The 13,166-nt window shown below is 64.3% G+C and carries 17 protein-coding genes; 8 read left to right on the top strand and 9 right to left on the bottom strand.

Annotation, left to right across the window (positions count from 1 at the left end; translation table 11 throughout):
- On the top strand, positions 1–872 hold an 872-nt coding region (locus VF662_RS09225), incomplete at its 5' end, for an AMP-binding enzyme (RefSeq protein ID WP_464140149.1).
- A gap of 3 nt (positions 873–875) precedes the next feature.
- Here the strand turns inward: VF662_RS09225 and VF662_RS09230 are convergent.
- The 3 genes from VF662_RS09230 to VF662_RS09240 form a co-directional block, all read right to left on the bottom strand.
- On the bottom strand, positions 876–1,460 hold the full coding sequence (locus tag VF662_RS09230) for a murein L,D-transpeptidase catalytic domain family protein (RefSeq protein WP_464140151.1): 585 nt from the start codon (positions 1,458–1,460) through the stop codon (positions 876–878).
- Positions 1,461–1,537: 77 nt separating this feature from the next.
- On the bottom strand, positions 1,538–2,161 hold the full coding sequence (locus VF662_RS09235) for a phosphatase PAP2 family protein (protein WP_464140154.1): 624 nt from the start codon (positions 2,159–2,161) through the stop codon (positions 1,538–1,540).
- Positions 2,162–2,211: 50 nt separating this feature from the next.
- Positions 2,212–3,225 (bottom strand): CaiB/BaiF CoA transferase family protein, encoded by a 1,014-nt coding sequence (locus VF662_RS09240; RefSeq protein WP_464140156.1) that lies wholly within the window; start codon positions 3,223–3,225, stop codon positions 2,212–2,214.
- Between the two features lie 238 nt (positions 3,226–3,463).
- Between VF662_RS09240 and VF662_RS09245 the strand changes: the two genes are divergently transcribed.
- Entirely contained in the window at positions 3,464–5,002 is a 1,539-nt protein-coding gene (locus VF662_RS09245; RefSeq protein ID WP_464140159.1) for a tyrosinase family protein, read from the top strand.
- A 23-nt stretch (positions 5,003–5,025) separates the two neighbouring features.
- Here VF662_RS09245 and VF662_RS09250 read toward each other — a convergent pair whose 3' ends face one another.
- Entirely contained in the window at positions 5,026–5,253 is a 228-nt protein-coding gene (locus VF662_RS09250) for a hypothetical protein (RefSeq protein WP_464140161.1), read from the bottom strand.
- Between VF662_RS09250 and VF662_RS09255 the strand changes: the two genes are divergently transcribed.
- Positions 5,240–5,833 carry a copper chaperone gene (locus tag VF662_RS09255; protein WP_464140163.1) on the top strand — a complete coding sequence of 198 codons (594 nt, stop codon included), beginning with the start codon at positions 5,240–5,242 and terminating at the stop codon, positions 5,831–5,833. The genes VF662_RS09250 and VF662_RS09255 overlap by 14 nt on opposite strands.
- Here VF662_RS09255 and VF662_RS09260 read toward each other — a convergent pair.
- Positions 5,813–6,070 carry a hypothetical protein gene (locus tag VF662_RS09260; RefSeq protein WP_464140165.1) on the bottom strand — a complete coding sequence of 86 codons (258 nt, stop codon included), beginning with the start codon at positions 6,068–6,070 and terminating at the stop codon, positions 5,813–5,815. The genes VF662_RS09255 and VF662_RS09260 overlap by 21 nt on opposite strands.
- A 39-nt stretch (positions 6,071–6,109) precedes the next feature.
- Positions 6,110–6,700 carry a DUF1993 domain-containing protein gene (locus VF662_RS09265; protein ID WP_464140167.1) on the bottom strand — a complete coding sequence of 197 codons (591 nt, stop codon included), beginning with the start codon at positions 6,698–6,700 and terminating at the stop codon, positions 6,110–6,112.
- 94 nt (positions 6,701–6,794) lie between these two features.
- On the opposite strand from VF662_RS09265, the gene VF662_RS09270 reads away from it, so the two are divergent.
- From VF662_RS09270 to VF662_RS09285, 4 genes are all read left to right on the top strand, one after another.
- A complete protein-coding gene (locus VF662_RS09270; protein ID WP_464140169.1) occupies positions 6,795–7,364 on the top strand; it encodes a hypothetical protein in 570 nt (189 codons plus the stop codon).
- A 244-nt stretch (positions 7,365–7,608) separates the two neighbouring features.
- Complete coding sequence (locus VF662_RS09275) at positions 7,609–8,610, top strand: sensor histidine kinase (RefSeq protein WP_464140171.1); 1,002 nt, start codon at positions 7,609–7,611, stop codon at positions 8,608–8,610.
- A gap of 479 nt (positions 8,611–9,089) precedes the next feature.
- Positions 9,090–9,290, top strand: a complete 201-nt coding sequence (locus tag VF662_RS09280; RefSeq protein ID WP_464140173.1) for a hypothetical protein — start codon at positions 9,090–9,092, stop codon at positions 9,288–9,290.
- Positions 9,287–9,451 (top strand): hypothetical protein, encoded by a 165-nt coding sequence (locus tag VF662_RS09285; RefSeq protein ID WP_464140175.1) that lies wholly within the window; start codon positions 9,287–9,289, stop codon positions 9,449–9,451. The genes VF662_RS09280 and VF662_RS09285 overlap by 4 nt, the downstream gene beginning before the upstream one ends.
- A gap of 570 nt (positions 9,452–10,021) precedes the next feature.
- On the opposite strand, the gene VF662_RS09290 is transcribed toward VF662_RS09285, so the two are convergent.
- The 3 genes from VF662_RS09290 to VF662_RS09300 form a co-directional block, all read right to left on the bottom strand.
- Positions 10,022–10,303: a DUF6894 family protein gene (locus tag VF662_RS09290; protein ID WP_464140177.1), complete on the bottom strand. Its 282-nt coding sequence runs from the start codon at positions 10,301–10,303 to the stop codon at positions 10,022–10,024.
- A gap of 646 nt (positions 10,304–10,949) precedes the next feature.
- On the bottom strand, positions 10,950–11,381 hold the full coding sequence (locus VF662_RS09295; RefSeq protein ID WP_464140179.1) for a hypothetical protein: 432 nt from the start codon (positions 11,379–11,381) through the stop codon (positions 10,950–10,952).
- A 59-nt stretch (positions 11,382–11,440) separates the two neighbouring features.
- Positions 11,441–11,653: a hypothetical protein gene (locus tag VF662_RS09300; RefSeq protein ID WP_464140181.1), complete on the bottom strand. Its 213-nt coding sequence runs from the start codon at positions 11,651–11,653 to the stop codon at positions 11,441–11,443.
- Positions 11,654–12,222: 569 nt separating this feature from the next.
- On the opposite strand from VF662_RS09300, the gene VF662_RS09305 reads away from it, so the two are divergent.
- Positions 12,223–13,005 (top strand): class I SAM-dependent methyltransferase, encoded by a 783-nt coding sequence (locus VF662_RS09305; RefSeq protein ID WP_464140183.1) that lies wholly within the window; start codon positions 12,223–12,225, stop codon positions 13,003–13,005.
- The last annotated feature ends 161 nt before the right edge of the window (positions 13,006–13,166 follow it).

Here is a 13,166-nt window from a genome sequence, read left to right on the forward strand (position 1 = left end):
CCGCGATCCGGGCGCTGATGCGCGAGGGCGAGGCTCCGGTGAAGGCGCATAGCCGCGGGTCGCTGCGGCTGCTCGGCACTGTGGGCGAGCCGATCAATCCCGAAGCGTGGCGCTGGTATCACGACGTGGTCGGCGAGGGCCGCGTGCCGATCGTCGACACCTGGTGGCAGACCGAGACCGGGGGAATCATGATCACCACCCTTCCCGGCGCCCACGACATGAAGCCGGGCTCCGCCGGCCGGCCCTTCTTCGGGGTCGAGCCGCAGCTGCTGGACTCCGACGGGCAGGTGCTGGAAGGCGCCGCCTCGGGCAACCTCTGCCTCGCCCGCTCATGGCCCGGGCAAATGCGCACCGTCTATGGCGATCATGAGCGGTTCGTGCAGACCTATTTCTCCACCTACGCCGGCAAATATTTCACCGGCGACGGCTGCCGCCGGGACGAGGACGGTTATTACTGGATCACGGGCCGCGTGGACGACGTGATCAACGTGTCGGGCCACCGCATGGGCACAGCGGAAGTGGAATCCGCTCTCGTCTCGCACCGCTGCGTCGCCGAAGCCGCGGTGGTCGGCTATCCCCACGACATCAAGGGCCAGGGCATCTACTGCTACGTGACGCTCATCGCCGGCGAGGAGCATGACGAAGCGCTGGAGCAGGAGCTGAGGCAGCATGTCCGCAAGGAGATCGGGCCGATCGCTAGCCCTGACCTCATCCACTTCACCCCCGCCCTTCCGAAGACCCGGAGCGGCAAGATCATGCGGAGGATCCTGAGGAAGATCGCGGAGAACGACTTCGGAAGCCTCGGCGACACTTCGACGCTTGCCGATCCCTCGCTGGTCGATGCCCTGGTGGAGGGGCGGCGGAACCGGTAGGGATCAGGATCGGCCGCTGTAGAGCAGCCGCCCCGGCCCGAGCTGACGAAGCACCAGGAACAGGCTGAGCTCGGAAAGCGCGAAGCAGCCTTCGCTTCGGCCGAGCTTTCCCATCCGGTCGATCACCTCGGGCTCCGCATAAGGCGCGGAGTGGACGACGATCCCCCTGCTCTGGGCATTGCTGTTCGTCTCGCTAACGCCCTTGAGGCGCATCGCCCGGCCGTATCTGCCGTGGTAGAGGTCACCGGTCACGTACGCGCCCGCCGACGAGGCCGCGGAGCCCGGCGCATTCGAGAAATGTTCGAGATAGCCGGTATGCGCGGGATCGGAGCCGCGGCCGTGGGCGACGTGGTGGCCGGTGACGACGCCGCTTTCCATATCCACGAGGAACAGCCGCTCCTCCCGCGAGGGCCGTGAATAATCGACGATCGCGATGACATCGGTGCGGCCTAGGATCGTCCGGTTGCGCTCCATCGCCTGGAGAGCGCGGTCGAGGAGATCGCCGTCGATCGGGGACGTGCGGCGGGGCGCTGCGAACAGCGGCCCGGCCGCAGAAAGCAGCCCTGCGGCGGCTCCCGCCTTGATCAAGTCCCTTCGCCTCAGCATCGAGAGGAGAGTATCGGAGCGGGGTTAAGCGAATCCTAAGTGGCTGTGATTGCTAAGGATCAATAGTCGTCGGCACGGCGGAGGATGAAGGCGAGGCCGCCTGCCACGAGCGCTGCGAGCGCGAGCGAGGCGGAGACGTCGCTGAGATAATGGTCGTGCTCCAGAACGCGCGCCGCTGCGATGAACAGCGGCGGGATCGCCCAAAGGAAGGTCCAGCGCGGCGCGATCAGCATCAGCGGGAAGAACAGGCCGGCGTAGAAGGCGGTATGGCCGGAAGGGAAGGAATTGCCCGCGGCGAGCCATTTGTCGGCGCCCGCGATCGCTTCCTCGGGCCTGAGGCGGCCGATCAAAGGCTTGGCGAGATCGGCCACCACCGTGGTCGTGAACTGGACCGCGCCGACGTAGAGCAGCATCCAGCCGTTGCGGCGGGTGGTCCGCAGGAGAAGCAGCGCTCCGCCGGCGAGGAGGAGGATCGGCCCGAGCAGGAAGTTGGAGATCTTCTTCAGCGCGACGAGGTCGAGCAGCTGCGTGCCCCAGTCCCAGAAGGTGCCGCCGCGCGGATGCGCTGCCGCCCACTGAGCGATCGGGAGGTCGATCGTCGGGACGGAGGCGAGCGCGAGGAAGCCGAACGCGGCTGCGACCGACGTGAAGGCGATGACGGAGCGGCGCTGATCTCTCCCCACGAGGCGAGCCTATAGCGGCAAGCCGGTTAACGCAAAACGACCGCGGCGGATCAGGACGGTTTGAAACGCGGCGCCGGAGCGGGCTGAATGAGGCCTTGGATGTTGGCGAAGGTGCCGCGGAAGGCGAGATGCTGGTGGCGGGGCGCCTCGGACATGCTGAGGACCGGGGCGAAACAGGCGTCGGAGCCTTCGAGAAGAGTGCACCAATGGGTGCGCGGATGTTGGCGGAAGGTCGCGCTGAGCTCCTCGCGAAGGCCCGGATCGCCCTGCGACGACGAAAGTCCGAGCCGCTCCTTCAGAACCGCGAAGAAGCGCGGCTCCAGCGCCCCCACCGCGACATATTCGCCGTCGGCGCATTCGTAGCTGTCGTAGAAGGGCGCCCCGCCGTCGAGCAGGTTGACGCCGCGCCCGTCCCGCCACATCCCCGCGGCCATCAGCGACCAGGTCTGCGCGGCGATGAGCGCGGCCCCGTCCACCATCGCGCAGTCGATCACCTGGCCCTTGCCGGAGAGGATCCCGGCGAGCATGCCGAAAGCGAGCATCATCCCGCCGCCCGCGAAATCCCCGACTGCGTTGGCGGGCGGCGCCGGCGTCCCCCCTTCCCTGCCGTAGCCGTGGAGGTTGCCGGCGAGCGCGATAAAGTTGATGTCGTGCCCGGCGGCCCGGCTCAGCGGCCCCTCCTGCCCCCAGCCGGTGATGCGACCGTAGACGAGCTTCGGATTGTCGGCGTGAAGCACTTCGGGGCCAAGCCCAAGCCGCTCCATCACTCCGGGCCGGAACCCCTCGATCAGCCCGTGCGCCCCGCGCGCGAGCTCGCGCACCACATGCGCGTCCGCCTTGAGGTCGAGCGCCAAGATCTCGGCTCGATTGCGGCGGAGGATGTCCTTGTCGGGCGGGACCGGCGGCACCTCGCCCGCGCGCTCGATCCGGATCACCTCGGCGCCGTGATCGGCAAGCATCATCGCAGCGAACGGCGCGGGCGCGAGCCCCGCCAGCTCAACGATCCTGATCCCGCTCAGGGGAAGACCCGACCGACACTGGGCTTCGATATTCTCGTCCGCCATCTTTGGAGCCCTCCGCGGCCCGTGCACGTGAGACAGAATATTAGATGAGATCACGGCGCCGTACAGAAAGAAGGAAGAGCTGCGGCTGATCCAATGACACGCGCTGTGGCTCAGCCAAACAAGTGCGATGCGACGGTCGGTCGAAACGGACCAAAAAAGCTAGGAAGGCGGGCTCTTCTCCACTTGTTTCAGCCGCAGCTCGGGTTCACGATCCGGGATAACTGGACGGAGGGGCGGCGTGACTTACACCCGGCGCAACATCTACGATCTTGGGTCCGACTGGGCCGATCCGGCCCTTTGGTATGCTCGCGGCGTAAAGGCTCTGAAGGATCGCCCGCTGGCGCTCCGCACGAGCTGGCGGTTCTTCGCGGGAATGCACGGCTTCGCTGCCCCCCGATGGCAGCGTTTCGGCTATTTCGATCCCGCTACCGATCAAATGCCGGGAAGCGCGGACTACGACGCCTTTTGGCAGCAATGCCAACATGGCAGCTGGTATTTCCTGCCCTGGCACCGCGGCTACCTTGCCGCCTTCGAAGCGGTCGTCCGGGCCGCGATCGTCGATCTCGGAGGTCCCGAGGATTGGGCGCTTCCTTATTGGAACTACTTCAAGCCAGGACAGAACCAGCTCCCGCCCCAGTTCGCCTCGCCCGATTGGCCGGATGGAACGGGCGACAATCCGCTCTTCGTGGAGGCGCGGTACGGCCCGTTCGACGACGGCAACGTGTACGTGCCGCTGGAATATGTAAACCTCGAGGCTTTGCACGACGAGCAGTTCGAAGGCGCGGCAGATGGCGGCCCGACCGGCTTCGGAGGAGTCGAGACCGGCTTCGAACATGGCGGCCGAGTCCATGGAGGGCTCGAGACGCAGCCTCACGATTATGTGCACGGCCTGGTCGGAGGCGCCGTACCGGATACCGATCCGCCTTATTCAGCGGTCATGTCCCATCCCAACAGCGCTGCTCTCGATCCGATCTTCTGGCTGCACCACGCCAATATAGACCGGCTCTGGGCCTCGTGGAGGAACGGCGCGGGGCACAACAATCCGGATGAGCAAGCCTGGCTTGCGGGGCCGACGAGCATCGGGGAGCGCCGCTTCGCCATGCCGGCGCCAAACGGGTCCACCTGGCATTTCACGCCGGCCGACGTTTCGGACCTGAGCCAGATGGACTATGTCTACGACGATCTTGACCCGGTGCTGACCGAGTCGCGCACCGAACGCCGGCTGAAGACATTCAATCTCGACGCAACGGTTTTCGACAAGCTTCTCATAGGGGGCGCCGTGGCCAAGCCAAGAAATGTCGAGTTGCTCGGCGCCAACGACCGCCCGCTATCGGTGGCGGGTGCCGGCACGCAGGCCTCCGTGCGGGTAGCGGCCCCAGCCAGGGCCAAACTCACCGAGACTTTCTCGAACATGCCTCGCGGGTCCGTTCCGGACCGGGTGTTCCTGAACCTCGAGAATGTTCGGGGCCTCAGCGACGCGGCGGCGTTCAGCGTCTACATCAACCTGCCGGAAGGGGAACGAGCCGAAGACCATCCCGAGCTGCTCGCCGGCAGCGTCGCCCTGTTCGGAGTGAGCAAGGCGACGGAATCCGACGGCGAGCAGGCAGGAGATGGGATCACCTACTCGTTCGAGATCACTCGTATTATAGACCAGCTGCACCTGCGCGAAGGTCTTGACTCGGACTCGCTGGACGTCCGCATCATACCGATCAAGCCGGTTCCCGAATCCGCTGAGATCAGCATCGGCCGGATCGGTATCTACCGCCAGGGTTCCTGAAGCGCCGGCGTGGCTGTGCCGGCTTATTCCCGCACGACGCGGCTCGCGCTCGGAGCCGCCAGCATCTGCGCCTGGATCGCCCTCACAGCCGGCGGCGGTGCAACGCGATCGCCAATGTTCTGCTCGGCGGAGAGACTTGCTTTCCCGGCGCCGTCGATCGAGTCGCTGCGGCTGGTATTCACGATCAGCCCCCCTCTTTCGTGGCTCGGGGCGACTTTGTTGATGCTGGCGGCGATGATGGTGCCGCTCACTGAAGCGCCGCTCCGGCACCTCCAGCAACGCAGCCTCGCCGCGCGCCGGGTTCGAGCCTCGCTCCTGTTCCTGGCCGGCTATTTAGCGGTCTGGACGGTGGCCGGGCTCGCGCTGCAGGCGTTGGGATTGCTGCTGCGTGCGCTGTTCCTTCAGACGACCTTTCCGGTCCTGATCGCCTCGGTCGCGGCGGCTTTCTGGCAGGCAAGCCCACTCAAGCAGCGCTGCCTCAACCGCTGCCATCGCCGGCCGAGCCTGGCGGCCTTCGGATACAAGGCGGAGCGGGACTCGATCTCCTTCGGCATCGTTCACGCGCTTTGGTGCGTCGGCAGCTGCTGGGCGCTGATGCTGATCACGTTCACGGTCGGAGGCCATCATCTCATTGCAATGGGCGCCGTCGCGCTGTTCATCGCCGGAGAGCGCCTCGCCCGCACAGAGCCACCGAGGTGGCATTTCCGAACCCCCACCCGAGCAGTGCGCATCCTCATCGCGCAGACATCCGGCCGGGTGAAGTTGGGCGGAGTATCGACTGCGGCGCCGCTGGGATCGCTTCGTCGAGCATCACAGGCCGATCTCATCTAGAGCGGACTCGAGTTCCCGGTTCGTCCCTGCGTCGCCCTTCGAGGTAAGGCGGCCGAGGATTGTTCGGAGACGCTTCTGCGCAACCTGGAGCGTCTTGTGCCGGACTTCGCGGATGGCATTGGTGCGCCAGGAGGGACTCTCCCCGAGCAAAGCCGCCCACTTCGCTTCCTCCGCCGACAGAGCCGCCAGGGCAAGCCGGAGCCCGTCCCGCCGCCCGTGGTCATATTCCTCAGACATGTTGCGGCTCTCTCTCGTCCAGACCCCCGCCTTTGCGGGCTACGCGGCCGGCGCGCTGCCCGGGCGCAGGTAGCCGAACATATGCGGCACGTAATCCACCTTGCCGAGCGGCACGCCCGCCTGCCGGAGAATGGCGTAGGCGATCATCTGGTGGAAGGAGACCTGCGGGAGCGCCCAGTCGCGGACATATTGCTCGCCCGTCATGTCGAAGATCATGCCGTTCGGCAGATCGTGCGCGATCGCCTGTTCGGCCGCGAAATCGAGCTCGCCGGGGCCGATCGACTCGAGAAAGGCCGACGCATCCGCCACCCGGCCGCGCGCATCCGCCCATGTGCCCGGGCGCTCGCCGCCGTCGCGGCCCTCCTGCCGGACCTCAAGTACGGCCTCCGGCACGGGCTCGCCGCGAAGACGGTAGACCGGCTCCTGCGCCTGGAAGGCGAGGAAGCGCAGCTGCGTCGTCAGCGGGAACATGTCGGGCGCAAGCCGGAGCGCGAGCAGCCCGTCAGGCTCCTCCCCGCGCTCCCCACTGAACGCCTCCGCCTTGTCGAGCCATCCGGAGACGGCGCGCAACTGATTGGACAGGCTGGAGACGAGGAGGCCGGTAAGCTGCATCGAGCGGCTGTGACGCATGGAGACTGCGGGATCAAGATCAGCCGCTGAACGAGGCGTTGCCCTTGCCCGCGTTCCGGGTAGACTTTGCCGCCTGAGACCGGCGGGGGCGGCGATGAATCCTTTTGAATATGCGCTGGGGCTGCTTTCGGTGCTGATCGGGCTGGCGCTCGGCGACGTGGCGATGAGCATGCACAAGCTGGTGCGGCACTGGCGGACGGTGCGTTGGGACGGGCGCGTGCTCCTGTCGGCGCTGCTGGTGGTGGTGATGCTGATCCGGATGTGGTTCTCCTTCTGGGGCATCCGCAGCTTCGGGATCGTGCTCTATTTCCCCTTCTACCTCTCGATGTTCGCCGAGCTGATGATCCTGTTCCTGGTCGCGGCCGCGTGCCTTCCCGACGATCCCGCGCCGGACATCGACCTCGGCGCCTTCTACGAGGAGAACCGGCCCGCGCTATGGATCGCCTTCGCGCTGTTCCAGACCGGCTACGCGCTGCACGGCATCTACTTCAACGGCCCGGACCAGCCGCTGCGGGTCTGGGCCGGGTGGCTGGTTCCGATCCTGTTCTTCCTCCTCCTCGCCTTCGTCCGCACCCGCTGGCTCCACTACGCCCTTCCGCTGACGCTTATTCTGTGGGTGCTTTCCGAGCATTGGGGCCGCTCGCTCGCGGCGGCGCCAGGCTGAGGCGAGCCGAAGGGCCGGTCGTCCGTCGCTGCGGGAACCGGCGCCCGCTTTGGGTGGAAAGCGGGCGACATTGGCCGCTCCCCGGGTGCAAAAAGGCCCATGGACGTAAGCTGACGGGCTGAGGGAATGAGAAACAGGTGTCGAACGCGTGCGAGAGGAGGTCGTGGCCATGCGCCTTTCAAGGGGCTAAGGAGGTGGCGATGCTTGGCGGAGTATCAGGCCCCGGCATCGGATAGGAGCGGTCGTGTTCGCAGGAGACTCCCCGCTCCAGGTTTGGGGCCCTGAACACCTCCGTCTCGCGGTCGACGCGGCCTGCGTGTCGCTCTGGTCTTGGAATTTGACGGACGACAGGTTCGCGATGGACCGCCGAGCGTTCAAGCTTTGGGACCTGCCGTGGGCGGAGGCCGTAAGCTTCTCCGACCTTTCCGCCCATATCCATCCGGCCGATCGTGACCGTGTTCAAGCGGCTTTCACCGCCACGCGCTCGGTGCCGGGCCCCTATGAGATCGATTTCCGCATCATGGTGGGACCGGACATTCGCTGGATCTCAGCACGAGGCCAGGCTGCCGAGCTTGACGCGTCCGAGGCGCCGATGTTCGGTATATTCCTCGACGTGACTGGCAGGAAGCAGGCCGAAGAAGGGAGTGAGTTGCTCGCGGGGGAGATGAGCCATCGCGTCAAGAACCTGTTGGCCATCGCCACGGGCCTCACTCAAATCACCGCTCGCTCGGCTGCGACTGTAGAAGAGATGACGGGCCAGCTGACCCAGCGGCTCATTTCTCTCGGCCGGGCACACGACCTTGTCCGGCCGCTGCCTGGAGAGCAGGGGAAAGCCGCTCTGCTCGGGGATCTTCTAGCAGTGCTCCTGTCGCCGTACGAAGATACCGGCGCGTTTTCGGGCCGTATCCGCGTTGCCGTCCCACGGATGGGCGTGGGAGAAGCGACTGCCACTACGCTTGCTATGGTTGTGCATGAGCTGGCGACGAACTCCGTCAAGCATGGCGCATTATCGGCGTCCGCGGGAACGCTGGATGTGAGTGGCCGAACCGAGCACGAGGAGGTTCACATAGTCTGGGCCGAGACCGGGGGGCCTGAAATCGCTCACGAGCCTGAGATGATCGGATTCGGCGGTCGGATGATCGAGCGGAGCGTGGCCTCGCAACTGGCCGGGTCCCTTCGATACGACTGGCAGACGTCCGGCCTAGTGGCGACGATAATCATGCGTAGGGATCGCATGAGACGGTAAGATACAACCGGTGAGAACGTCCGACCGCTCGCTCCCTTGTTGGCCTCACGAAGAGGAACGGAGCGAGCAGTCAGAGTACTCAGGCGGCATTCCGGACTGGCCGCCATGCGCGTCAGCTAGCAGGTAAGGGATTAACAAACCGCGTGCATCGAGGGCAGCAGCGAAACGCCTCCACCTGATCTGTGAGGAGCAGATGGAGGCGTCCCACGGGTTCGGCCCTGCTTCAAGACAGCACCGGAGCCTGCGCCTCGCTGTGGGCGCTCCTTTCAGGCGCAAGTCAAGGAATGGCCTGAGGAGGCGTCGGTGAGAGGGGATTGGCGTCTGCGTCCGCTGTGGTGAAGACCGGGCCTATTTCTTACTGCAGTGTTCGCTTCCTCCAGCATTACCTGCTACGACGCGGCATCACCTGCATTTTCAGCAAGCGCCCTGTGACGGAGAGACCTGGTGCTCTCGCTTGCACACCCGAAAGGTGATCTCCGATGGATAAAGCTTATTGGCTAAGCCGGAAGTGTGCTTCCCTGGCCGCAGCACGCGCCGCCGATGACTCGGTCGCCCGGCTGGTGCATTTCGATCTTGCGGGGCGCTACAGCGTCTTCGCGGCGAATTGCAATCACCCGTTTCTCTTGTCTGCCGCCACCTCGGATGCCGAGCAGGTGTTGCTCGCGGGCTCACCGCGATGAACGATGACTCTACCTACTATGCCGAGCTCGAGCTGGGTGCCGTTTACGAGGCCGAGCGGACCAGCGACGAGGCCGACCGGGCGAAACATCTGAGGATGGCCCGTCTTTACGGCAATCGCGCGCGAGAGGCCGCGGGCCTTCCCGAAAGGATTTACCACTGATGTCGATGCACAAATGGTTCGGCCGCCACACCGCGGACACCAGGAGCAGCCACTGGGAAATGGGCCAATTCGTCAGTTCCTGCACGTCGTGCGGCGAGCGGATGATCAAACTTCCGGGACTGCCTTGGGCGCTTCGCAAAAGCTGAGGCGCTTGGGAACCCGAGACTTTGGGGTCGAACCGATCGAGGCGTCTTGGGAGGACTTCGACAACGCCGGGCGTCGGCGAGGAGACGCGCATTGAGTGTCAGCACTACGGGGACAGCGTAAGGTCGTGTTCTCACCACAGATGGCAGATGACTTGCGGCCGTCCTCAGGAAGCGCCGCCCGCAGGCTGCTCAACTACTGCGATGCCGTCCTGCTGGTCAGCCCGAAGCGCCTTTAGTTCGTAAGTCGCTGCCATCTCCGTGAGGGCATGCGCTGTAGGCTGGTGAGCTGTTCCAGCTGCTGCCGTTCGACAGTAGCGGGCGCTCGTCCGAAGATCGTCGCCTCTAGACATAGGTTAGAAGCGAATGGGCGACAGGGTCGTTCCCGGGACTAGCCCAGGTTTAGACCGGTCGAGCCTACACGCGATCAACCTTCGATCGTCACCGTCTCCCGGAATGTGACTGCCGCCAGAACCGCGCCCGCCTCATCCTCGATGTCGATCCAGTGCTGAAGCGGAACCCGCCCCCGCTGTACATCCTCACACAGGAGCTCCCGAATGTTCGCGACCGCAAAGGCGCGAGCGGTCTGCAAATCGGGGAAGTCCTGACCTTCTTCGTCGAGCACATCCATGTCGTTGTGCAGGTGGAAGAAGAAGCGAGGCATAACAGCTTCGATACCAATTTCCTGAGCAGCTTCGACAACATGCATTAACGCCCCTCCAGCCGCCGGTTGAGGGTCAACCTTGCACCCGGCGCCCGAAATGACGGCAATGGGTCGAAAGCGGACACTGGGCGGACTAACCTGATGGCATGACGTTTGCTCGAAAGATCATCCTGCACTCACCGGTATCTGATGAGCGACTCCTCGACGAGTTCGTCGAGCGATGCCTTCGGGACAAGGTCTCACTCGTCGCCGTAGTGGGGCCTGGATGCGCGCGGTTAGAAGACATTATTGACGGGATCGTGGTCGGGGACGGGTCCGATCCTGTACGCTTCCTTTGCACGACTTCTCATGCGCATGAGCCGCTCGATGAGGTCGTGAACATGGTGGAGTGTTGGGAGCTAGAGCGCGGAGACCCCTATCAGGAGGTGCGGCTCTGACGTCCGCAACGGGTGAAAAGCGGACCAGGTGCCAGCCGGTCCCGCACCTTCGCAGTGGTCGCGTGAATGCTCCCACCTGCCGCCCGAATCGAGGCAACTGTCGATGGCGAAGAAGCTGCGTGCCTCCCATCCTGCCCAGCCCCCAAGCGCCGCAGCGGCAAGCGCGGTGATGAAAAGTTTTCGCCTCATCGCCCCGTTCTGAGCGTTGCTCCGGAATGTCCGCAATGGTCGAAAGCAGCCTGCCAGAAGTGGCTTCAAACCAGCAGATCAATCCTGTTGGCGTGAATGCCTTCTTCCTCGTCTATATCGACCATCAAGGCAGTGCGGCTGTCATCATCTATGAGCCAGAAGCCATCTGGGTAGAGACTGTCGATCCTGTGGATCGCTTGTAGCAAGGCGCGGCTGGAGACGAGCAGCGGCGGTTCTTCCTCCAAGTTCCAGCCGATGATGGTCACCATGTCACAATTTCCAGTGAAGTCGCTGACGGCGGCGGCTAGATCGTCCACATAATCAAGAGGCCACGACCGCCCCCTGCGAATGCGATCGATCAGTTTCCAGTAGCGTTCATGGACGACGGGAGAGGTGGCCACACCCTGTGAAGCCCACCGGCTGACTAATTCCGCCGCCCGTAGCTTCAGCCGATTTTGTTGTAGCAGCTTGCGTAGCCGCTCAGTACCCCGTGTCATTCCGCTGCATGGCGACTCAGGCGAATGTCCGCAATGGGTCGATAGCCGGCGTTTGTCCCTCAAGCGCGGACCAGTTGCTCCACCAATCCCAATAGGGCCAGCGCAGCGGCCATGCCGAGCGAGGTGATGACCCAACCTTTGAGATACCCCCTTCTTGAACCGCCGAAGTTGCGCCGCCAATATGCGAAGGCGAAGATGGGAGCCCAAGTCATCAGGCACGGCAGCGCGAACAGGAGGAATACACCGATCGTCCCGGCCAGGTGTGCAATCATAGCCGTAGGTTAAAGGGTTCGCCAATGTCCGCAATGGGTGGAAAGCGGCTATTTGGGGTTTCGGTAAAGCGTCACGAATGGACGCTCGCCTTCGACGGCGGGACTGGCGTCGGCATCGATTAGGATGATCCCGATCTGGTGCTCCTCGCACATTTTCTCTGTGCATTGCGCCGACCGCACGATGTCGTCCGCTACTTTCCGGACTTCCACCTTAGGATAGAGGAAGGCTCCTTCCGCGCCACCTGTGTTGAGCCACCCATCCGCCTCAAGAGCTGTGGCGAGGCGCTGTAGTTTTCCGGCTGACCCCAAAGGTAAAAGGTCAGCCACAGGCGCTCGCCGCTAAAATCAGGGGACGCCTCGACCTTTGGGAAGTTAGCTTGAATCTGCTGTGGGAGCGACAGCGGCTGCATCATCTTATCAATCTATCTCGGCTCCGGCTGAATGTCTGCAATGGGTCGAAAGCCGACTTTCTCCAGCTTCGGCTATGGTGGCTTGCCGACACTCCGCGCCAGGTCCAGTCTGACGCCTGCACCCGGTACTCGGACGTAGAAAAGGTGTTGGAGCGGGTAATGACCATGGGGCGCCGAAGCGACGGCAGCGCGGGGGATGTCGACTATGGCGAGATCGGCCGCTCCTATGGACGATTTCGTCAGCCCGAGCCGGCAATAGCGGCACAGATCTTTGCAGCCTTGGGAGACGCCAGGACCGTTCTGAACGTAGGAGCGGGCACGGGGTCCTACGAGCCGACGGACAGGGAGGTAACGGCAGTCGAACCCTCTGCGTCGATGCGATCGCAGCGCCCGGCACACCTCGGTCCGGCGATAGTCGCCGTGGCGGAGGATTTGCCCTTTGCCGATTCCAGCTTCGATGCGTCCATGGCGACGGTGACGGTGCATCAATGGTCCGACCTGGAAAAGGGGCTCGCCGAGATGCGTCGGGTGACGCGAGGCCCGGTGGTGCTTCTCGTCTGCGACCCTTCGCTGATGAAGGATTACTGGCTGAATGACTACATCCCTGAGCTGAGAGAGATCGAAGCAGCTCGCTTCCCGCCCATCGATCGTATCGCGACTGCCTTAGGGGGGCAGGTCGAGGTGAAGCCGGTTCCAGTTCCGCTCAATTGCCGCGACGGCTTCAACGAGGCCTATTACGGCCGCCCCGAGGCATTTCTCGACGCCGATGCGCGGCTCGCCTGCTCCAGCTGGAGCCTCGTTCCCAAGGCTGCAGTCGACCGGTTCGTCGAACATCTGGCGCGCGATCTCGCGAGTGGGCGCTGGGACGAGCGATATGGCCATCTTCGGGTGCAACCGTTTTTCGAGGGGCCGTTACGCCTCGTCGTCGGCACGCGGGCTTAGCGGTCATCCGTGAGATCCTTGAAGCGCGGTGATGTCGGCTACGGGTGGAAGACGGACTTCCGATTGAAGGCTCGCGATGAGTGGAAACGGACGTTCCGCTCTCCCCCCGTTTCGGTTACTCCAGGAACGGGGGGTGGGGCATGTCGCCATTCGAATATGCG

It is taken from the genome of Allosphingosinicella sp. (assembly GCF_036387215.1).
In the GTDB taxonomy this organism is placed as follows: Bacteria; Pseudomonadota; Alphaproteobacteria; order Sphingomonadales; family Sphingomonadaceae; genus Allosphingosinicella.

Excerpts from the sequence above, each read along its gene's own strand:
- VF662_RS09240 (WP_464140156.1), bottom strand. The coding sequence starts at position 3,225 with ATGGCGGACGAGAATATCGAAGCCCAGTGTCGGTCGGGTCTTCCCCTG.
- VF662_RS09255 (WP_464140163.1), top strand. The coding sequence starts at position 5,240 with ATGGTGCCGCTCACTGAAGCGCCGCTCCGGCACCTCCAGCAACGCAGC.
- VF662_RS09260 (WP_464140165.1), bottom strand. The coding sequence starts at position 6,070 with ATGTCTGAGGAATATGACCACGGGCGGCGGGACGGGCTCCGGCTTGCC.
- VF662_RS09265 (WP_464140167.1), bottom strand. The coding sequence starts at position 6,700 with ATGCGTCACAGCCGCTCGATGCAGCTTACCGGCCTCCTCGTCTCCAGC.
- VF662_RS09270 (WP_464140169.1), top strand. The coding sequence starts at position 6,795 with ATGAATCCTTTTGAATATGCGCTGGGGCTGCTTTCGGTGCTGATCGGG.
- VF662_RS09280 (WP_464140173.1), top strand. The coding sequence starts at position 9,090 with ATGGATAAAGCTTATTGGCTAAGCCGGAAGTGTGCTTCCCTGGCCGCA.
- VF662_RS09285 (WP_464140175.1), top strand. The coding sequence starts at position 9,287 with ATGAACGATGACTCTACCTACTATGCCGAGCTCGAGCTGGGTGCCGTT.
- VF662_RS09290 (WP_464140177.1), bottom strand. The coding sequence starts at position 10,303 with ATGCATGTTGTCGAAGCTGCTCAGGAAATTGGTATCGAAGCTGTTATG.
- VF662_RS09295 (WP_464140179.1), bottom strand. The coding sequence starts at position 11,381 with ATGACACGGGGTACTGAGCGGCTACGCAAGCTGCTACAACAAAATCGG.
- VF662_RS09300 (WP_464140181.1), bottom strand. The coding sequence starts at position 11,653 with ATGATTGCACACCTGGCCGGGACGATCGGTGTATTCCTCCTGTTCGCG.
- VF662_RS09305 (WP_464140183.1), top strand. The coding sequence starts at position 12,223 with ATGACCATGGGGCGCCGAAGCGACGGCAGCGCGGGGGATGTCGACTAT.